This is a genomic window from Bifidobacterium sp. UMB1197 (assembly GCF_030217745.1).
Taxonomy (GTDB): domain Bacteria; phylum Actinomycetota; class Actinomycetes; order Actinomycetales; family Bifidobacteriaceae; genus Bifidobacterium; species Bifidobacterium vaginale_B.
On record NZ_JASOOL010000003.1, the window covers coordinates 59733 to 79709 of the forward strand.

General features: G+C 44.3%; 15 protein-coding genes. 7 read left to right on the forward strand and 8 right to left on the reverse strand.

Annotation, left to right across the window (positions count from 1 at the left end):
• Positions 1-6: 6 nt before the first annotated feature.
• From QP420_RS02855 to radA, 4 genes are all read right to left on the reverse strand, one after another.
• Entirely contained in the window at positions 7-534 is a 528-nt protein-coding gene (locus QP420_RS02855) for a cupin domain-containing protein (RefSeq protein WP_415688990.1), read from the reverse strand.
• Positions 535-628: 94 nt separating this feature from the next.
• The gene (locus QP420_RS02860) at positions 629-2050 is read right to left on the reverse strand and encodes an amidohydrolase family protein (RefSeq protein ID WP_060786852.1); all 1422 of its coding nucleotides are present in this window, start codon (positions 2048-2050) and stop codon (positions 629-631) included.
• A 90-nt stretch (positions 2051-2140) separates the two neighbouring features.
• The gene (locus QP420_RS02865) at positions 2141-3661 is read right to left on the reverse strand and encodes an adenosylhomocysteinase (protein ID WP_481616488.1); all 1521 of its coding nucleotides are present in this window, start codon (positions 3659-3661) and stop codon (positions 2141-2143) included.
• 9 nt (positions 3662-3670) lie between these two features.
• Positions 3671-5128, reverse strand: a complete 1458-nt coding sequence (gene radA / locus QP420_RS02870) for a DNA repair protein RadA (RefSeq protein WP_481616489.1) — start codon at positions 5126-5128, stop codon at positions 3671-3673.
• 91 nt (positions 5129-5219) lie between these two features.
• Here radA and QP420_RS02875 point away from each other — a divergent pair, with 91 nt between their 5' ends.
• Together QP420_RS02875 and QP420_RS02880 are read left to right on the forward strand one after the other, a co-directional pair.
• On the forward strand, positions 5220-5852 hold the full coding sequence (locus QP420_RS02875; RefSeq protein WP_415688996.1) for a hypothetical protein: 633 nt from the start codon (positions 5220-5222) through the stop codon (positions 5850-5852).
• 147 nt (positions 5853-5999) lie between these two features.
• A complete protein-coding gene (locus tag QP420_RS02880) occupies positions 6000-6089 on the forward strand; it encodes a 30S ribosomal protein bS22 (protein ID WP_004268639.1) in 90 nt (29 codons plus the stop codon).
• Positions 6090-6267: 178 nt separating this feature from the next.
• Here QP420_RS02880 and rpiA read toward each other — a convergent pair whose 3' ends face one another.
• The 4 genes from rpiA to QP420_RS02900 all read right to left on the reverse strand — a co-directional run bounded on the left by rpiA (position 6268) and on the right by QP420_RS02900 (position 11046).
• Complete coding sequence (gene rpiA, locus QP420_RS02885; protein ID WP_004131725.1) at positions 6268-6966, reverse strand: ribose-5-phosphate isomerase RpiA; 699 nt, start codon at positions 6964-6966, stop codon at positions 6268-6270.
• 144 nt (positions 6967-7110) lie between these two features.
• Positions 7111-8091, reverse strand: a complete 981-nt coding sequence (locus QP420_RS02890; protein WP_481616490.1) for a ribonuclease H family protein — start codon at positions 8089-8091, stop codon at positions 7111-7113.
• Positions 8092-8208: 117 nt separating this feature from the next.
• The gene (gene pgm / locus QP420_RS02895; protein ID WP_060786858.1) at positions 8209-9882 is read right to left on the reverse strand and encodes a phosphoglucomutase (alpha-D-glucose-1,6-bisphosphate-dependent); all 1674 of its coding nucleotides are present in this window, start codon (positions 9880-9882) and stop codon (positions 8209-8211) included.
• A 30-nt stretch (positions 9883-9912) separates the two neighbouring features.
• On the reverse strand, positions 9913-11046 hold the full coding sequence (locus tag QP420_RS02900) for a diacylglycerol/lipid kinase family protein (RefSeq protein WP_060786870.1): 1134 nt from the start codon (positions 11044-11046) through the stop codon (positions 9913-9915).
• A gap of 255 nt (positions 11047-11301) precedes the next feature.
• On the opposite strand from QP420_RS02900, the gene QP420_RS02905 reads away from it, so the two are divergent.
• From QP420_RS02905 to QP420_RS02925, 5 genes are all read left to right on the forward strand, one after another.
• Positions 11302-12825 carry a L,D-transpeptidase gene (locus QP420_RS02905; protein WP_481616491.1) on the forward strand — a complete coding sequence of 508 codons (1524 nt, stop codon included), beginning with the start codon at positions 11302-11304 and terminating at the stop codon, positions 12823-12825.
• Positions 12806-14116, forward strand: a complete 1311-nt coding sequence (locus QP420_RS02910) for an App1 family protein (protein WP_060786860.1) — start codon at positions 12806-12808, stop codon at positions 14114-14116. Before QP420_RS02905 ends, QP420_RS02910 begins: the two co-directional genes overlap by 20 nt.
• Positions 14117-14176: 60 nt before the next feature.
• Positions 14177-16681: a S9 family peptidase gene (locus tag QP420_RS02915; protein WP_481616492.1), complete on the forward strand. Its 2505-nt coding sequence runs from the start codon at positions 14177-14179 to the stop codon at positions 16679-16681.
• 30 nt (positions 16682-16711) lie between these two features.
• A complete protein-coding gene (locus tag QP420_RS02920) occupies positions 16712-17431 on the forward strand; it encodes a Crp/Fnr family transcriptional regulator (RefSeq protein ID WP_060786862.1) in 720 nt (239 codons plus the stop codon).
• A gap of 86 nt (positions 17432-17517) precedes the next feature.
• Positions 17518-19959 carry a transglycosylase domain-containing protein gene (locus QP420_RS02925; protein WP_481616493.1) on the forward strand — a complete coding sequence of 814 codons (2442 nt, stop codon included), beginning with the start codon at positions 17518-17520 and terminating at the stop codon, positions 19957-19959.
• Positions 19960-19977 lie beyond the last annotated feature (18 nt).

Here is a 19977-nt window from a genome sequence, read left to right on the forward strand (position 1 = left end):
AGTAACCTACTCGTTTTTAGATGCTAAATTAAATCCGCTAAAAGTAAAACCAGGGCTTACAACGCAAGAAACCAATACATCTGCGTTACTAGGCACAGTTCGTTGCCATGTTCCAGCAGGAATCACAAGGTGACCGCGCGTAGATAAGCCGCTGCCATCTTTAGTGTTTCCAAGTGTAAAGCTCTGCGAATTTGCCTCTGCACAAGGATTTACGCCGCAACCGCCAAGCTCAATCGTAAGATTTGCTGGTCCGTGCCAAAGCCAAATCTCGTCTGCATCAACTTTATGCCACGCGCTTGAATCGCCAGCTGGTAAAAGAAAGTAAATAAGCGATGCAAGTGGTCTTGGCGCGTTTGCACTAGAGTTTTCGTCAATTTGCGCGTTGTTTGCGCTCGCATCTGCGTTGTTTGCGCTATATAGCTGTGCCGCTTGCCAATCGCGAGTGTACCATCCGCCTTCGGGGTGGGCTTCTAAGTGCAATTCTTTAACAAGATTTTTGGCGTAATCGCTCATATCTTCTGCATTGACGCTCATAATATCTCCTGATATCTATCGTTTTATTTTGTGTTGACTTATATGTGTTGACTTATATTTGCATTGATATTAGTCAAGTGTTATTGCGCAAGTGTTATTGCGCAAAAGCGCCATTATTGTACACAAGATTTCCCGATATTACTGTTGCTTTTGCACTTCCTGCGCCGTGGCGAACAAAATTGTGCAAAGTCTCTTCCACACCTTGCGGAGAGTTTGTATCGGTTGGAATGTTAAAGAATGCAAGGTCTGCTGTGGCTCCAGCATTAATCTGTCCAATTCTGTGCGGGCCTACATGCAAGCCCATAACGCTGGCTCCTCCTAAAGTGAGCATGCGAATAATGCGATGCGTTAAATCATCTTTTCTATAGCCCTGCGCTGTTGCTAAGTCGTAGACTTTTGCAGCATCGTCTAAAACATCTAAAGATGGGGAAGAAGATAGCGAATCCGTGCCAATCGAAAGCAGATTTCCTTCTTCCATATAGTCGCGAATTGGCGCGTCTCGCTCGGTAACCGTAATGCGATTGGATCTTGGGCAAAGTGCCACGCCAACTCCGCGCTGGCGCAAGATCCTGCGGTCTTCGCCGTCTGCCCAAACGCCATGCGCAATATGAACGTCTGGCCCCAAAGATCCAAGCTGATCCAAAAATTGTATTGCGGATGCCGTCATTCCGTGCGATTTAAGTTCGCTATAGCTTTCCCAAACATTGCTATTCCAATCTGGAGCAGAATATGTAGTTAAGGTATCTGCGTGGTTTCCCGCCTCCATTGGCGTTTCTGCAAGATGTATATGCAAGCGCATATTTAGCTGACGCGCAATGTCTGGCAAGTCCACAAATGGCTCGGTTTCTAGGCTATAAGGTGCATGTGGGCTAATACCTATACTCGGTATGCTGCCGTTGTTCATCATTTTGCCAAGCATCTCTAGCAGCTTAGCGTAGCCTTCTTCCTTCCAGTCAACGTTTTTCCAGCCCATTACCTCCCAATAGGCAATTCCGTGCATTCCCTGGCTTGCAAGCGCGCCAACGGCTTCAATGTCGGTTACAATATCGGCGGCTGCGGTTGTGCCAGCTTCCACCATCATTCTTGCGCCTTTGTATGCGGAATCTTTCCACGTAGTTAAAGAAGGGTTTTGCTGCTTATCTTCGTGCAATTTGTCGTAAACAACGTTGAATCCCTGTTCCCAATCGTGGAAATTTCTATATTCTGCGCGACCTACGCTCGCCATGTTTGTGTATTGCAAATGCGTGTGAGCGTTTATAAGGCCTGGCGTCATAAGCCCATGCCAATGCTTCTCGTTTCTAAACATTTGCATATACGATTCGCTAGGCATCTCACTTTTTAGCGTGTTTAAAACCCATTGACGTGTTCCAACGTGCACAACGCGCCCGTTAGATACAGCAACAGCACCTTCGGGGATTATTGGCCCCGTTACTGGAATAACCATTGCTGCGCTGTATAGTGTAACTTCGCTAAGTGGTGTTGGGTGTGCGAGTGCGCGTATTGGGTCTGTAAGCATTGTGTTCCTTAAGGAATTATGTTGTACTACTTTTGTTGCTTTTATTCTATTATTGCCTAGATTTATTATGTTTTGGTTAATTGATTTTAGTTAATTGGCTTTTTCTTCCGCAAATCGCGTTAAATCCCACTTGTAGCCGTTGTTTTTATTGGCTTCGCTTGCGCTATATCCGCGTTTTGCCAGTGCGATGCTTGCTATTTGCCTATCGGAGCTTTCTGGCAGTTGATAGATTCCAGAATCAAGGCGATTTTCGTCATTTTTATTGCCATTGTGCTCTAGCAAATACGCAACCGCGCTCACTTGAACAGCAAAGCTAAAGTCCATAATCTCAATCGGATTTCCGCCGCCAGTTGTGTAGTTAGTTCCGTCTCCTTCGCTTATTAACGTAATTTGCGGGCCTAACGGAACTTGGATTTTTCTTTGCGCGGTTCCAACAATCGGCTTAAAATCAGGGATTTCGTCTAGTGCAATCTCGTTTGCAATTCCACCAATAACAGCCAAAATCGCGTTTTCTTGCATGTTTTGCATGTGTTGCAATGTAATTGTGTGACGAACGCCAGTCGCAGAAACAATCATATTGCTTTCTTTAACAGCACAATCAAGATTTTTAGCTTCAAATCCGTCGAAAACTGCGCGCAAAGCTTGAACTGGGTTAGTGTCGCAGATTGTAACTTTTGCGCCCAGAGCGCGTATTCTTAATGCAAATCCACGGCCCACTGGCCCGTATCCAACAACGGTTACTTTAGCGTTTTTAAAGCATTCGCTTCCAAGAATTTGCTGCATTGTTGTAACGCATGTTTCGCCAGTGCCGTGACGATTGTCAAAATCAGTTTTTAAAGCGCTGTTATTCACTGCGATTACAGGGTAGTGCAGGTGACCCGCTTTTTGCATTGCTTCAAATGCGCGCACTCCGCTTGTTGTTTCTTCTGCAACGCCTATTAGATTTGCTGCGATTTGCGGGCGCTCCAGGCTTGCTAGGCGGGCAAAGCTAGCACCATCGTCGATTATTATGTCTGGCTGTATATCGTCTAGAAGATTTAGTGCGCCTTGGTGTGTTTGCTCAGGTGTCCACTCGCGATTTGCCTGCACCAAAATGCCCTCTTTTTTAAGCTGATCTGCCACTCGCTGATCTGTTTCGTCTGGGCCGCAAAAAACGCCCACAATAGCGCCATGCGCGTGCAACTCTCTTAGCAATGCGGCTGTTTTTGGCTCCAGCACAAGGCAAACAGCTATTCTAACGCCTTTTAAATTAAGACCATTTTCTTGTAAATCATTAAGTAGCGTGCGCATTACTGGCATGTGGCTTTGCGCGTAGTCAATGGCGTCTTTTCCGCTTAATTTAGGCGCGTCTATAGTGGTCTCTAGGTTTTTTTGGCAGATTTTTACGCAAAAATCAGCGTCTTCCTTAGAATCTATAGGAATTATTCCCCAAGATTGCGTGCTTTGCAGGAATCTTTGCACATTGCTGTTGTTGATGTTATCGCAGTTATCACTGTTATTGTTATCGCTATTGTTTCCGTTGTTTACATCTTCAATAAACACTCGCGAACCTGCAAGCGAGCGATTAGTTTTTTGCGAAGTAAACGCAGCCCATTGGCTAAAGTCCACCATATTTATCTCCTACAATCCCAGCGCGCTCAACGCTTCTTTAAGATTATTTACCTCAATTACATCAATTCCTGCAACATGAATCTTTTTTTGCAAACGGCAAACAATCGCACGCTTATAGCCAATTCTGGCCGCCTCCCTAAGTCTAGTTTCCATTCTAGAAGCCGATCGAACTTGGCCAGTTAAGCTAATCTCACCAATTGCGCACGTAAACGGCAAAACTGGCTTATTTTTTGCTGCGCTTGCAAGGGACGCCACTATTGCTAAATCGCAAGCAGGCTCTTTTGCCTTTGCTCCAGCAATCGTAGAAACATAAAGATCATTGGCAAGAAGATTCAATCCTCCATGCCTATACAAAACTGCTGTAAGCATGGCAATTCTGTTTGCGTCCACTCCAGAAACTGCACGTCTAGGAGCAGGCAAAACGGAGTTTGTAACAAGCGCCTGAATCTCAATAGCAAGGCTTCGATTGCCTTCTAAAGTAAGTGTTACGCATGTGCCTTCGTTTTTGCAATCCTCGTTAGAAGACAAAAACAGGCCAGAAGGATCTAGAACTTCTTCAATGCCACATCCGCTCATGTCGAAGCAGCCAACTTCGTCTGTAGGCCCAAAACGATTTTTAACAGCGCGAAGCATGCGCAAAGCGGTTTGACTGTCTCCTTCAAACTGGCAAACAGTGTCTACAAGGTGTTCAAGTGTGCGCGGGCCTGCAATCGAGCCGTCTTTTGTAACGTGACCAACTAAAAGCACTGGAATATTACATGTTTTAGCAACGTCAATAAGTGCACTAGCTACTTCTCGAACTTGAGTGGAGCCTCCTGTAATGCCCTCAACATCGCTAGAAACAATGGTTTGTGCTGAGTCAACAATTGCAAGAGTTGGCTTATACTTTTCGATTAGCGCTAAAGCTGTGTTTAAGTCTGTTGTGCTAGCAAGAAGAAGATTTTGACTTATGGCGTTTATGCGTGACGCGCGCAATTTTACTTGAGGCTTTGACTCTTCTCCAGAAATATACAGGACTATGCCTTTTTGGGATTCGTTTCTGCTAACTTCTGCGATTTTGCTGCAAGCATTGGCCACTTTTCCAGCTGTTTCCAAAAGCAAGGTGGATTTTCCGATTCCTGGTTCGCCTGCTATAAGTGTTACAGACCCTGGAACAAGCCCTCCGCCTAAAACGCGGTCAAATTCGCTAAATCCCGTGTGTATTCTAATTCCATTGTCTGCTTGAATGCTGCTAATTGGCTGTGCGTCTACGCTAGAATCAAGGTTTAATGCGGCAATCGCGTTAGCTTTTGCGCTTCTAGAATTTCTAGCAGATCTTAAAGTTTTGGAGACGCCACTTTGCACCTTTGGCTCGCTAAACTCGCTTAACGTACCCCATTCGCCACATTCTGGGCAGCGTCCGTACCATTTTAATCCGCTCCAACCGCATTCGGAGCATAAGTAGTAAGTAGAAGATTTTGCAGCCATGATTTGACGCTAGCCGCATTTGTAGACATTTTACCGTCATAGTTTTGTGAGATAATCCAATTATGATTAACGGCATTATTGGGGTAAAAAAATGAATTTTTATGCGAATAATTCTTCTACTTCATCTAAAGGTTTTTCGGCATCTCATAATAACTTGCGTAAGGTGATTGTTGTTGCCGCAATAGTTGTTGTTTTGGCAATTGTTTCTGCATTTGTTTGGCCAGGGTGGGCGTTAAATCGCCAGCAAGCTGCACAAGATGCTAAAACGCATGTGTCTTCTGCCAAAACGCCTTCTATTAAGGCTAAGGATTTGCCTAGCACGTCTACCGCACTTTTAAAATCTATGCCAGATACCGTTCTTGATTTTGCGCGTGTTGATGCTGCTGCCAGCGCAAAATGGTCTTCTGCTTCTCCGCTAGAAGAATATACAGTTAAGTATTCTACGGGTGAATCTGGGAGTGATATTTCGCTAGTTGTTGCTCAGTGGAGCAGCCGCGATTTAGCAAACAAGCAGTACGAACTTTTGGTAGATGGATTAAGTGGCGTAGATGTTGCGTCTGGAAAGATTCAAGTTTCTGGCAAAACCACTGGAAGCTATGTGCTAAAAACAGAGTCAGGCAATAAATCGAAGGCTAGTGCTGTTTGGCAGAACGATACCGCCGTTTTTGAGATAACTGGCTCAAAGCAGTCTGTTGAAAGATTCTACAAGCAATTCCCAATGTAAATTTGCGCTAATATAAGCCGTTTTGCATGTGTTTTGCATGTGTTTTGCATGTGTTTTTATAAAATTTTGCTTTAGGATTTTTCAAAGTCGTTAAAACGGTGTAACATTAGGCAAGTTGCACACTTTACATATGAATGGAGGCTTCAGATGGGTTCTGTCATCAAGAAGCGCCGCAAGCGGATGAGCAAGAAGAAGCACCGCAAACTGCTGCGTAAGACTCGTCATCAGCGTAAGTAATAGCTGTTTGGCGCGCCTGCCCGTTTGGGCACGTAACACTTTTAAAAGCGTTGGATTTTTCCGGCGCTTTTTTTTTATTACGATTGACGACTGTAAAAAATTTCCCGAAAATGTACGTAAAACAGTGGATTTTACGTACATTCTCGGGAAATGATTGGTTAAATATTAGATTATGCGTTTACTTATTTGGGTTTGTAAGCGTGCGAGGGCCATTTGGATCGCCAACAATCACAGTATCAACCATGTTAAGGAACAATCCATGCTCAACAACGCCAACAGTTTCAATCAAGTCTTTAGCAAGCTCCTGTGGGTGGTCAATGCGCTCCAAGTGCAAGTCAACAACAAAGTTATTCTCGTCTGTGCGTACCTCTTTGCCATTAGCATCCAAGCGCAAAACTGGCTTGTATCCGCGCTTTTCAAACTTGCGAATAACCTGTGCGGAGCCAAATGGAATTACCTCAACTGGGAGTGGGAACTTGCCGATTGTGTCTACAACCTTGCTTGCGTCTACAATCCACACAATGCGATCGGAGTTGATTGCAACAATCTTTTCCCAAAGAAGAGCTGCGCCGCCGCCCTTAATTCCGTTAAAGTTTTTGTCTACTTCGTCCGATCCATCAATCGTAACGTCAATATGGTCAACATCGTTAATATCAAGAATCTTAATTCCGTAGCCTTCTGCCTGCTCTTGCGTACGGCGAGAAGTGGTAACTCCCGTAAAGCTTAAGCCTTCTTCTTTAACTCGGCGACCAAGCTCATCTACCAAAAAACGAACGGTGGATCCTGTTCCGAGTCCAACCATCATGCCATTTTGTACGATTTTTGCAGCTTCAATTCCAGCGGCCTTCTTTAGCGCGTCTTGTTGTGCTTTATCCATTTGTGCCTACTTTCTTGCCTTTGGCAGGCTAATATCGCGCGATTTTGTGCGATACTGCGCCATTTTTAGCGATTATCTAATCGCATCTATTTCATACATATTACATATTAGTCTGCGTTAAGATTATTGCGCGTTTAGTGAGTATTAGCGCGTAGTCTTAATGTAGAACTCGGTTGGGTCTAGTTTAAAAGTGCCATCTGGCATAACGTATCCGCTTAACTGTATGTTGCCCGTTATAAATCGGGGATTTCCGTCAAAGTTGGAGCTTGTTTGTGGAGCAGGGCTAAATTGAAGAACGCCACTAACGCTTAGACCTGGTACTGGTTTATATTCCACTTTTGCATCTGATTTTTTATGCGCTTCGCAAGCTGATTCCTGTGTTGTTTCACACTTTGTTTCACGCGTTATCTGCTCGGCTTTAGTGTCATCGACTTTAGTGTTATCGACTTTAGTGTTCTCGGCTTTAGAATCCTCGGCGTTTTTGCAATCAAAATCTGGATTCACACTTTTTCCAACGCATCTGCCAATGTGATATTCGCTACTAGAAATTGTGCCATCCAACAGCATTTTTGCGTCTTGCGGAACGTCAACACCATCTGAATATTCAGAAGAAATCAACGATTTCCATCCTTCTAATGGCAAATATCCATCCTTCAATTTGCTGCGGCAATCTTCGGCGTAAGTTCTAGCAAGATTGTCAACCTTTTCGTTTCCAGCGTTTCCAGCATGACCCTTAACCCACACGAACTTAACAGGGCCTTTTCGATTGCAAATTTCTGCATCAATCGCGCGGATTAAATCTGCGTTTTTTACAGGCTCTTTTTTGGAGTTCTTCCAACCGTTCTTTTTCCAACCGTGAATCCAAGTGGTTGCACAGTTAATCGCATATTGCGAGTCGCTTTCGATTGTTAAAGGCTCACTTCCAGGGTGTGCGCGCAAAGCTTCCAGAACAGCACATAATTCGCCAATTTGATTAGTGCCATTAGTTGCGCCTCCTGCGTCTGCATTTCCACTGTGATTGTGTTCGCTAGCATTGCCTAGATTATCTAAGTGATCTGCCCAAGCCCAGCCCATTGATCCGTTTGGGTTTCCAAGTGCGGACCCATCGGTAGAAACAACAATCATTGCAAAACCTTTCAAAAATGCGCTGGCCGCATTAGCAACCAGCGCAGATATAAAAGCGAATTAATCGCAAATCAACTTCGACTAATGTGTTTAACTTTAACTAGTCGCGCCAAAGCCTTACGCCAAAGCCTTGTCTACTACGGCAGTAGCTTCTTCAAGCACCTTATCTAGCGCTTCTGGAGAAACGAAGGATTCAGCGTACACCTTGTAAATGTTTTCGGTGCCAGATGGGCGAGCAGCGAACCAATTGTTTTCGGTTGTAACCTTTAAGCCGCCAATCTTTGCGCCGTTTCCTGGAGCTTCCGTAAGCTTTGCAGTAATATCTTCGCCAGCAAGCTTAGTGGCTTCAACGTCGCTGCCGCTTAGAGCTGCAAACTTTTGCTTTTGCTCAAGCGTTGTTGGAGTATCCACGCGCTTGTACCAGCTTTCGCCAAAGCGAGCAACCTGATCTTGATGGAGCTGAGCTGGGTTCTTGCCAGTCTTTGCAGTGATTTCTGCAGCGAGCAAATCAGGAATCAAACCATCTTTATCGGTGGTCCAAACGCGGCCGTCTTTGCGCAAGAAGCTCATGCCAGAGCTTTCCTCGCCGCCGAAAGCAACTTCGCCACTAAAGAGTGGGTCAACAAACCACTTAAAGCCAACAGGAACTTCCACAAGCTTTGCGTTAATCGAAGCAGCCACGCGGTCAATCAAGGAAGAAGACACAAGTGTCTTGCCAATTGCTGTGTTCTTTGGCCAATCTGGGCGAGCGCCGCCGAACAAGTATTCCACGCACACTGCAATGTAGTGGTTTGGATTCATAACACCCCAGTTAGGGCACACAATTCCGTGGCGGTCGGCATCTGGATCGGTGCCGCCAACCAAATCGTACTTATCCCAAGCGCCAGCATTAAGCTGATCAACCAATCCCTTCATTGCGTAAGGGGAGCTTGGATCCATACGAATCTTGCCGTCGTGGTCAATGGTCATAAATCGCCAAGTTGGATCTACGTCTGGGCGCACAACGCCAATATTCAGGCCGTACTTTTCGTTCATAAGTGGCCAATAGTTTACGCTTGCGCCGCCCAAAGGATCAATTCCCAAGCGCACGCCGCTAGAGCGAATTACATCAAAGTCAATAACGTTTGCCAAGTCGCTAACGTAGTGTTCGCGGTAATCGAAGCCTTCTACTAAGTCAGACTTAATTGCCTCTTCAAAAGGCACGCGCTTAATGGACTTGTAGTTGTCAAGCAATTCGTTTGCGCGGTTTGCAATCGCATTAGTTACGTCTGCTGGGGCAGGGCCGCCAGTTACAGGGTCGTACTTAAAACCGCCGTCGGTTGGAGGATTGTGCGAAGGAGTAACGACGATGCCGTCGGCCAATCCGTCTCCGCTAAAGCGCTGAGTGCCATCTGCTGCGCGGTTGTGCGTCAAAATTGCTTGCGACACAACAGGTGTTGGCACAAAGTCGCCGCGGGAATCCACGCGAACGTGAACTCCGTTAGCAACCAAAACCTCAATTGCTGTTTTTTGAGCAGGCTCCGAAAGAGCGTGTGTGTCTCTACCAATATAAAGTGGGCCATTAACTCCAGCGCTCTTGCGATATTCAGCAATTGCTTGCGTAATTGCCACAATATGAGCTTCGTTAAACGAAGTTTTTAAAGCAGAACCACGGTGACCAGACGTGCCGAAAATCACGCGCTGTTCTGGAATGTTGGAATTTGGAACTTCATCGTAGTAAGCGCCAATCAAAGCGTCAACGTCTACTAGATCTTCTGGGGTGGCGGGCATTCCCGCATTTTTTGCTACCATAATTTTTTATTTTGCCACGGCGGCGGTATTTTAATGTAAGTCAGCGTTATTTTGGGTTAAAGAAGATTGCAGACTTTGCGGCACGCGTACGCATAATGCTCGTTTATCTACACTAAAACGCAGGTGTTTTGTGTATCCCAAAATATCTCCATCAACCTGCACTGGAGCAGATCGCTCAAGCTTTACAATGGCCTCCAGCCCCTGCGATTGGTCAATTTTGGAGTTTGTGGAAAGTGGGCTTTGTTGCGCTTTGCCTGTAACCGTTTGATGCACAACATCTCCAAATAAGTTAGCCCATCCAATTAATCCGCCAGAAGTGTCAATAACCTCAAAGTCGAGTATGCCGTCGTCGTAAGCGGCATCTGGCATAAGCGAAAACATTGGAATTTGTCCACAGTTTCCAGCCATAAGAGTTCGGAAAGATATTGATTTAGCTGTGTAATCCGTTCCATCTGTGCGCGTAAAAGTAACGTCTCCGCGGTATTTTGGCGCAAACAAGTGCTTAACGCCTGCAACAAAGTACGCCAGCCAGCTTATGTTCTTTTTAAGCGCGGGATTAGTGTCGTCTATCATAAGCGCGTCGAATCCAATTCCCGCAATAATCAAAAATGCGTGACCATGATCTTCGTATGGCTTGTCGAGTATAAAAACGCGACCAACGTCAACAAACCTAGAACCATGGCTAGTGGCCACTTTTAGCGCAGCCTGAACATCGTCTACTGGAATACCCATATTTCGTGCAAACAGATTTCCCGTGCCGATTGGAATAATTCCCATAGCGTGGTTTGTTCCGCTAACTGCGCTCGCAACCGTTCTAACAGTGCCATCTCCGCCAACAGCAACAACAACGTTTGCGCCATTTTTCAGTGCTTCTAGCGCACATTCGCGCCCATCCTTGTTAAGCTGCGTATCTATTATTTCGTACGTAAAATCGTTGGAAGCGCAGTAATCTTTAATGCTTTTTCGGTATTGTTCGGCTTGTGGTTTAGAAGGATTAAGTATAAAGGCGTAGTGAACGCTGTCTTCGTGCCTTTCCGATAATTTTTCGGCTAAATACTGCTTTTTCAAGGCGCGCGCGACTATCATAATGACGAATGGCGCAAAAACTAGCGCAAAAACAATCACCATTAACGCAATTGTTGCTTGAATTGGCATATCTGGCATATTCTCATTTTTGCACATATATTCGAGTTGTGGGCATTATTTTTCTAATAATTGTCAAATAATTTCCAATATTTAATTATTTTCACATTTTCATTACGTATTTAGCGCATCTTGACTGTGCATTTTTACTGTGTGCCTAACATATGGCGATTTGTACGGCGATTTGTATGCGACTTGCATGGCGACTTATATGACGCGCAAGTGATAAGCTTGCAACATGCGTTTTGCATGATTGAACTATAGGGGTTTATGGTCATGTCTGAATTACAAGAAAATAATGTAGACGTTTTTGAGTCCGACGATACTGAACAATTTGCAGTATCAAAAAAGCGTAGGAAGTCTAATAAGTCTGCGCTTGTATTGCTTTATTCGTTCGTTATTTTCTTAATACTTTTGGCGGCTGCTTTTGTGGGGTCGCAAGCATACTTCCGCGATCGCGTTGCGCCAGGAGTACATTTTGCTGGCAGCAGCGAGATTTCGGGCGCGCAGGTTGAAAAAGTTACCAACGCTGTGAATAACGCGATTGAAAACACAAAGATTGAGATTAAAGACGATTCTGGAAAAAGCTCCGTTGAAACCCTTAAAGATTTATCGGTAAACATAGATAAAGACGCAACCGTGCAGAGCATTATGCGCGCAAAGCACAATAATGTGTTTACAATGCTTATGCCGTGGATGCAAGAAAACGTTGGGCTTAAAGCTAAGTTAAACAACGACCGTATGGATGCATATGTTGTTAAAAAGTTTGTGAGCCAAAAAGATCGAGCAATGCCTTATACGGCTAAGTTTGATTCTTCTTCCAATTCTTACGTTGTAGAAGATGGTGTTCCAGGGCGTACGATTATAACTTTGCCAGTTCGCGAAGCGATTAAGCGAGTTCTGGAAAATCCTGGTAAAACAGTAAAAGTTACGGTTAGCTCGCGCAGAGTGGAAGCTCCGATTAAGCGCGATGTTGCACAGAAAACCGTTGATCAGCTTAATAATTTACTATCTAAAAAAATCACGTTGGATAATGGTGATTCAAAAGATTTTACACTTCCAAAGTCTGTTTTAGCGTCTTGGATTAAGATTGATGCAGATTGTACAAAAAAGAAGATTTCGTACAAGGTTGATTCATCTGCTGCAGACGCATGGCTTTCTAAAGAGCTTGCTAAAAATCTTAATCAGCAAAAAGTAGATCAAGAAGATACTTACAACAAGCAAGGCAAGTTTATATTAACAACGCTTAAGGGCGTTAACGGTATAGAAGTTAAATATTCTAAAGACTTTGCGAATAAGGTTGTTCAGGCTGTAGAAAAGTCGGCGGATGCAAAGATTAGTGTTCCAACAAACATTGTTAAGTTTGGAATCGAAAAAAAGACCGTCGAAATGCGTGTTGTTGTTAATAAAACAGACCAAACAATAAGCGTTTACAAAGACGATCAGCTTCTTAAAACCTTCCCAGTTTGCAGCGGCTCAAACGGTTATTACGAAACGCCAAACGGAACGTACTTTATTTACTTGCGCTACAGGGTGCAAGATATGCGTGGATTTAACCGAAACGGCTCTAGGTATTTCTTACCTGGAATTACCTGGGTTAGCTACTTTAATGGCGGAATCTCGTTCCACACCGCTCTTTGGAACAATGTTGGTATAGCTCAGGGATACCCTGCAAAGTACGGTTCTCACGGCTGCATAAACATGTATGAGCAAGACGCAAAGTGGGTATTTGACAACTGCCCTCGCGGAACAGTTGTGGAAGTTGTTGGAGAACAACCAGATGGACCAGTTCGCCAATAAGGCAGCGGATTTAAAGGGCGATTTGCCTGCTGCAGCTAGAAGAGTTAGTAGCACTCCGATTCAGGTTCGTGTTACCGAAACGCTGTTTGATGCCCCTTCTAGCGAAGAGCGCTTAGACAAAAAGCCTCCAATTGTTCAGTTTGCTAGAAAGTTTGTAACATCTAGTTTCGGGCTTTGGGTGCGCATAAGCGGCAAAATCGCTCGCCATTTTGGCTGGTTTCCTAGCGTTGAACCATATATTGGCTACGGTACCGATCGCTACGCGCGCTTGATTTGCCGAACCGTTTTAGCGCCTAAAGCTGGCCATCATTCCGCTTTAAAGCGCGGTATTTACGCAATGCTTGTTGTTCCTGCAATTCGTGTTAAGGTTGCTCTAAGCATTGATAACGTTGCTGTTGAATGGGCGCAGGTTGGCGATTCTTCTGTGTACGATAAGCCAGATTCTGCATATAATAGCAGCGCTGAATATTGCGTTTCGGATTGTTCTGGTTACTTAGATTTGATTACCGAAAGGTCGCTTTTAGCAGGCGAACACAAGGTTTCGTACAAGGTTGATAATCGCGATCCTGTTGAAGCAAGCATGTTTGTTATATCGGAGCAGACGCCTTTAGGTATTATTTCCGACGTTGACGATACTATTATGGTCACTCAAGCGCCTTCTCCTCTTAGAGCTGCCTACAATCTGCTTATTATGAATCCAGAGCATAGGCATGCCGTTAATGGCATGAGTCACTTTTTTAATAGTATTCGTGATTCAATTCCTAGTGTTCCGTTCTTTTATCTTTCCACTTCTCCTTGGAATGTAGAAGCCTCAATTCGCCACTTTATTTTGCGCGAAGGTTTTCCTGCCGGCCCTCTTCTTCTTAGGGATTTAGACCCGCGCCCCAAGACTTTTGTTCCAACTGGACCGCAGCACAAGCTTGAGTTTGCTCAGCAGCTTATGAATGATTTTCCAGGTATGCGTTTTGTTCTTATTGGAGATGATGGCCAAAAAGACCCTTCGACTTATGCAAAAATCATTGAAAAATTCCCAGATCGTGTTCTTGCAGTTGGCATACGTCAGCTTAAGAAAGATGCAACTTTGGTTGATTTTAGGCGAAGCATGTCTAAGACTTTTGGTGTGACTCTTGCTTCTTCTAGGGTTGCTAAAACTTGCAATAATAGCTTTATTGAAGCTAAGGGTGCGGCTGGAACTTTTGAAGGTGTTCCATTTTTTGCGGCGCAAAATGGCAACGAGCTAGAAGATCTTATGATTCCGTTTATTATTGATTCTGTTAATAGCAAAGACTGATTTTAAGCGCTGTAAATGTTGTAAATGTTGTAAAGTCTGTAAAGGTTGCAAAGGTTATAAATGGAAGATAATTCGTTAAAAGTTGGTGATTTTAAGACTGTTGAAAAGCCACTTCCTGCAAAACGAGTTGATTACGTTCGTAAGTTTCATAACCAGGTGTTTGTAGATGAATATGCTTGGATGAAAAACACTAAATCCAAGGATTTACGCGATTATATTAACGCTCAAAATGAGTACACTAGCAAACGCGTTTCTAGTTTAGAGCCTTTACGTAAACATTTGTTTAGTGAGTTAAAGAGCCGTATTCAAGAAACAGATATGTCGGTTCCAACTCGCATGGACGGTTATTGGTATTACGTTAGAACCGAAGAAGGCAAGCAATACGCCGTTCAATGCCGTATGAAAATTAAGAGCAAAGATGACTGGAATCCACCTGTTATAGATGAGCGCGCGCATGCTGGCCAGACTCCAGGCGAAGAGGTTATTTTTGACGCTAACATAGAAGCCAATCGTTTTAATGGCGGATTCTTCCAGCTTGGCGGAATGGATATTAGCCTAGATGGAAAGCGAATGTTGTTTGGGGTAGATACTAGCGGCAACGAAAGATTTGACTTTTATATACGCGATTTTTGCGCGCCTTCTGGTGACGATTACAACACTCGCTATAACAATAGTTTTGTAACGCTTTCAGATTGCATAAAAGGCATATCTTCCGCGCTTTTAACGCCAGATGGAAAATGGGTTTTCTACGTAACTTTAGATAGTGCTTGGCGTCCATATCAGGTGTTTAGACACAAGGTTGGAACAAGCGTAGAAAATGACGTTAAAGTTTTTGAAGATTTAGACGAGCGCTTTTTTGTTAGCGTGTACGAAAGCTTTGATGAGCGAAGCGTTATTATAAACAGCAGCTCTAAAACCACTTCACGCGTATTAATGCTGCCGTTAAGCACTCCAGAAGCAGATTTTAAAACGGTGTTAAAGCCTGTAGAAAACGTGGAATACGACGTTTCGTTTGCTTGCTTTGAAAACGCTGGGCAAGATGGCAAAGACATTCCACTTATGTTTGTAAGCCACAATCTTAAGAATCCGAATTTTCAGATTGACGTTATAGATTTGCGCAAGCACTCTATAGATTCAATGCCGTTTAACATTGGCGAAGGCTGCTGTGTTGCACAAGGGTCTCCTTACGGATGTAAAAATGGCGATTTAATAGAGAAAGGCGCAAGTAAAAAGGCCATTAGTGAGCCGTATTACAACAGCAAAAATCCTAAGATTTTGCAAGGATTGCGCGGCTTAAGCGTAGATGGTTTAAGCGTTTATAAAAATTACGTGGCTCTTTCTTTCCGTGCAAATGGTTTGCCTCAATTAGCAGTTATGACTAAAAGCAATGCCGTTGAAGACTTTAAGTCTGGGTGCCCTTGGAGATTCCGTCTTGTAAAAGAAGATGGGTTTGTAGAAGATTCTTGCAATTCTGTGGTTTCTTGCGACTCGTTGGATCTTAGCGATTCTTGCGCAAAAGTCGCAAGCTTCCGTTTTACCAGCGCTCGCAAAGAATTATCTAAAATAACGCCTGAGCAGGCAAAAAATAGCCGAATCAGCCTTATTGGAGCAACGGGAAATCCGTGTTACGAAGCGCCAAAAATACGTTATTCTTGCTCAAGTTACGCAACTCTTGGAGCGTTAAAAGAGCTAGACATAGCAACAGGTAAAAGTGTTTTGCTTAAGCGCGGAAAAATCTTGGGCGATTTTAACGAAAATGACTACGCAGAAAAACGAGTGTGGGTTAAGGTTCGAGATGGCGAGAGCGTGCCAGTTTCGCTAGTGTGGAAAAAAGACGCTGTTGCAAAAACAAATGCAATGTTTATAACTGCTTATGGAGCGTACGAGATTAGCAGCGATCCATATTTTTCGGTTGCGCGTTTAAGCATGCTAGATAGAGGAGTGCTTTTTGCTCAAGTTCATGTGCGCGGCGGCGGAGAAATGGGTCGCGCGTGGTATGAGAATGGTAGGCGTCGCAACAAAAAACACACGTTTGAAGATTTTATAGATGTTACGTGCGCTCTTCAAAAAGCTGGGTATGCTTCGGCAAATCAGACTGTGGCTAATGGCGGTTCCGCGGGCGGCCTTCTTATGGGCGCTGTGGCAAATATGGCTCCGCAATGTTATGCAGGAATCGAGGCGGATGTTCCTTTTGTAGATGCGCTTACGTCTATGTTAGACGAATCGTTGCCGCTTACTGTTACCGAGTGGGACGAATGGGGAGACCCGTTACACAACGCGCAAGATTACGCGTATTTAAAGTCGTACACGCCGTACGAAAATGTACCTCAGAGCGTTAAGGCGGGCGAGTTTCCAAAGATTCTTATAACTTCTTCGATTAACGATACTCGCGTTCTTGTTACGGAGCCTCTTAAGTGGCTTGCTCGTTTGCAGGCAGCTGGAGTGGATGCGATTGCGCGAATTGAAACAGACGGAGGCCACGGCGGTGGCTCTGGTAGGTATAAAAAATGGGAAGAAGTTTGCTACGAAAACGCATGGTGTTTAGATGCCATGGGTATTTCGTAGAATATTTTTAAAACACATTGGAGGCTGATTGTGGTAAGAATTAAGCCAAATAAGCCCTACGAGGAAGACCTTCCGTTAACGCATACCGCGTTATTTAAGCAAGTGCCGCTAGATCAAGCGAGGGAGCTGCTAGAACACTTGCATGAGTCGGTTTTTTCTAGGGGGCAGGCGATTTTTAACGAAGGAGATACAGATCGCCGCATGTATCTTTTGGAGCGTGGGCGCGTTAAACTCGTTCGTCATTCAAGAGATAATCGTGTGCAATTGCTTAGCATTCACACGCACGGGGAAATTCTTGGAGAAATTCCTGTTTTTGACCCGTATGGCGGTCCGCGCACGGCTTCTGCGATTGCTATTACAGATAAAACTCGCGTACTCTGGTTAGAAAACGAGGTGCTTTTTAACTGGTTGGGTCACCATCCTCGTGTTGCTGTAGACATGCTTCAGGTTTTGGCTGCGCGCTTAAGAGCAAATAATGAGCATATTTCCGATCTTGTTTTTATGGATGTTCCAGCAAGATTGGCTAAAACGCTTTTAAATCTTGCTTCTAGATTTGGCGAGCCTGTTAGAGAAGGCGTGCTTGTTCCTCACGATTTAACGCAAGAAGAGCTTGCTCAATTGGTTGGATCTTCTAGAGAAACTGTTAACAAAGCCTTGATGGATTTTGCACAAAGAGGTTGGATTAAAAGACACGGAAGGTCGATTATTATTTATGAGCCTGGAATGTTGATTCGTAGGGCAGAAAGATAATCAGAAATATAGTCAAAAATATAATCAAAAAGATAAATCGTCTTTTTCGTGCCGCAACGTAGAGGCAAGCCTCTAGAATAGTTCGCATGCCTAAAAAGAAATCCCTAACAACTCGTAGAGTACTCGCACTGTTTCTTACATACATCACTTTGTGTGTTGCAGGTGGTGTAGCTTCCAGTATTCTTTTTGTACCAGGGGTAATGAGTATAAACAACGTTGTTAAAACTGTTGTACCTTCTCTTAGGGTAGATGGCATTGATTTTGACGTTACCGCGCTGCCGCAAAAGTCGCGTTTGTACGCTTCGGATGGAAAAACAGTAATCGCAACTTTCTACGCGCAAAATCGTACGGTTGTGCCACTTAAGCGTATATCGCAGTACATGCAGCAGGCAATGGTGGCTCGAGAAGATCGACGATTCTTTGAGCATTCAGGTGTAGATGTTCAAGGTGTTATGCGAGCATTTGTGCAAACATTTATAAAAAAATCCGATATGCAAGGTGGATCTTCCTTAACTCAGCAGTACGTTAAAAACGTTCTTATGATTAAGGCGCGAGAAGACAATGATCCTATTTCGGAATATCACGCAGCAGAAAGCACAGTCACCAGAAAACTGCGAGAGATGCTTATTGCTATTCAAATGGAAAAGAAGTATTCAAAGCTAGAGATTTTACAGGGATACTTAAATGTTGCACAGTTTGGTAGTAATAATCTTTACGGTGTAGAAACTGCTGCAAAACGATACTTTAACACTACGGCCGCTAAGCTTAATCTTGTTCAGTCGGCAACAATCGCAGCAATTACAAAGAATCCTTCTAGATACGATCCTTCCATTGAAGAAAATTGGCCAGAATCGCAAAAGCAGAGGAATATTGTTCTTGATTTAATGCTTAGGCAGAATTTTATAACCCAAAAAGAGCATGACGACGCGGCTGCAATTCCTATTAAAGATACTCTTAATATTCAGCACGAAGTTGCAAACGTTGGCTGCCAGGCTGCTGGAGATGCTGCATTCTTCTGCGATTATGTTACTAAAAAAATATTGAATTCCCGCGAGTTTGGAAAGACCACTGTTGCGCGTCAAAAGCTTCTTAACGAAGGCGGATTAGACATTTACACAACAATGGATATTCTTGCAAACTCTACCGCAATGGATACTGCTAGAGCCACTGTTCCAATTCACGATCCAAGCGGCTTTGAAGTGTCAATTGCCGCTATTAAGCCTGGAACTGGAGAAGTGCTTGGCTTTGGAAGCAATCGCATTTACGATGCGACTGATGCAGCAAAGTCCGACCCTACACACACTGCTATTAACTACGCTGTAGACGAGCGCGACGGCGGCGGCTTAGGCTGGCAGATTGGTTCTACGTGGAAGCCGATTAACATTGTTGCTTGGCTGCTTGCTGGAAAGTCAATCAATCAGTCTCTAAGAACAAGCATGCTTTATAACAACACTGATTTCTCTTGCGCAAGATATCGCGGAATAGGGCGTTGGTCTGTTCAAAACTCTGGCGGCGGTAGTGTTAGCCCAGAAACTCCTTTAATGGGTCTTGTTCATTCTCACAACACCATTCAGGCTGCAATGGGATCTCAGCTTAAGCTTTGCGCTGTTGCAGAAGCGGCTAGAACATTGGGGTATCACAATTCTCCGTTAGGTCAAGAAGACGTGTTTTCTAAAAACTCGTTCAACCCGCCTATGTTGATTGGTGCTGTGCAGGCTTCGCCGCTTACAATGGCAAATGTTTATGCAACGATTGCTGCTGATGGAGTTCAATGCGACCCTATAGCCATTAAGCGCGTAGTAGATAAGAATGGCAAGCGTTTAAGAGTTCCAAGTGCTAATTGCCATCAGGCAATACCAAAGAAGGTTGCTCAAACAACAGCATACGCCATTAATCAGGGCGTTGTTCAGCCAACTGGTGTTGCACATATGGCTCAGCTAGAAGGCGGACGCAAGACGTTTACAAAAACTGGTACTAACGAAGACTTTTACATGGCAACAGCTGGATTTGTGCCAAATAAGGTTTCTGCCTTTGTTGCTATTGGAAACGCCGAGGTTCAAAAGAGCTTTAACAACATGAGGATTAATGGCGTCTACCACAGCACATGGTATGGTACCTACATCGCTATGCCTGCTTGGAAAAAGTTTATGGACGCGTACCTAAAGGCATCTAACACTCCTATGGATAACGATTATGGAAAGCCAGATCCAAAGTTTATGGCTGGCGGAAAAATGCCGTTAACTACAGAAGAGATGCGCAAACAGTACGAACTTCAGCAGCAGCGTGATAGAGAAGAAGAAGCACGTAGGCAGGCTGCTCAAGAACAGAGCCAAGATCAAAGCCAGCAGGGTTCGGATTCTAATCAGCAAGATTCGTCGCAGAGCCAGCAAGGTGTGCAAAACTACTACTACAGGCAAGATGCTACTACAAATGGCCGTTATGCAACGGGTGATGGTAGGCAGAATCAGTATTACGGTGGAACCAGCAATAGGTATGGATCCAACTCGTATTACGGAGGAAACCGCTAGGCTACGCTAACCTGCGTT

Coding starts and splice junctions, on each gene's coding strand:
- QP420_RS02865 (WP_481616488.1), bottom strand. CDS start 3,661: ATGGTGGACTTTAGCCAATGGGCTGCGTTTACTTCGCAAAAAACTAAT.
- pgm (WP_060786858.1), bottom strand. CDS start 9,882: ATGGTAGCAAAAAATGCGGGAATGCCCGCCACCCCAGAAGATCTAGTA.
- QP420_RS02875 (WP_415688996.1), top strand. CDS start 5,220: ATGAATTTTTATGCGAATAATTCTTCTACTTCATCTAAAGGTTTTTCG.
- QP420_RS02905 (WP_481616491.1), top strand. CDS start 11,302: ATGTCTGAATTACAAGAAAATAATGTAGACGTTTTTGAGTCCGACGAT.
- QP420_RS02910 (WP_060786860.1), top strand. CDS start 12,806: ATGGACCAGTTCGCCAATAAGGCAGCGGATTTAAAGGGCGATTTGCCT.
- QP420_RS02915 (WP_481616492.1), top strand. CDS start 14,177: ATGGAAGATAATTCGTTAAAAGTTGGTGATTTTAAGACTGTTGAAAAG.
- QP420_RS02855 (WP_415688990.1), bottom strand. CDS start 534: ATGAGCGTCAATGCAGAAGATATGAGCGATTACGCCAAAAATCTTGTT.
- QP420_RS02880 (WP_004268639.1), top strand. CDS start 6,000: ATGGGTTCTGTCATCAAGAAGCGCCGCAAGCGGATGAGCAAGAAGAAG.
- rpiA (WP_004131725.1), bottom strand. CDS start 6,966: ATGGATAAAGCACAACAAGACGCGCTAAAGAAGGCCGCTGGAATTGAA.
- QP420_RS02900 (WP_060786870.1), bottom strand. CDS start 11,046: ATGCCAGATATGCCAATTCAAGCAACAATTGCGTTAATGGTGATTGTT.
- QP420_RS02860 (WP_060786852.1), bottom strand. CDS start 2,050: ATGCTTACAGACCCAATACGCGCACTCGCACACCCAACACCACTTAGC.
- QP420_RS02925 (WP_481616493.1), top strand. CDS start 17,518: ATGCCTAAAAAGAAATCCCTAACAACTCGTAGAGTACTCGCACTGTTT.
- QP420_RS02890 (WP_481616490.1), bottom strand. CDS start 8,091: ATGATTGTTGTTTCTACCGATGGGTCCGCACTTGGAAACCCAAACGGA.
- radA (WP_481616489.1), bottom strand. CDS start 5,128: ATGGCTGCAAAATCTTCTACTTACTACTTATGCTCCGAATGCGGTTGG.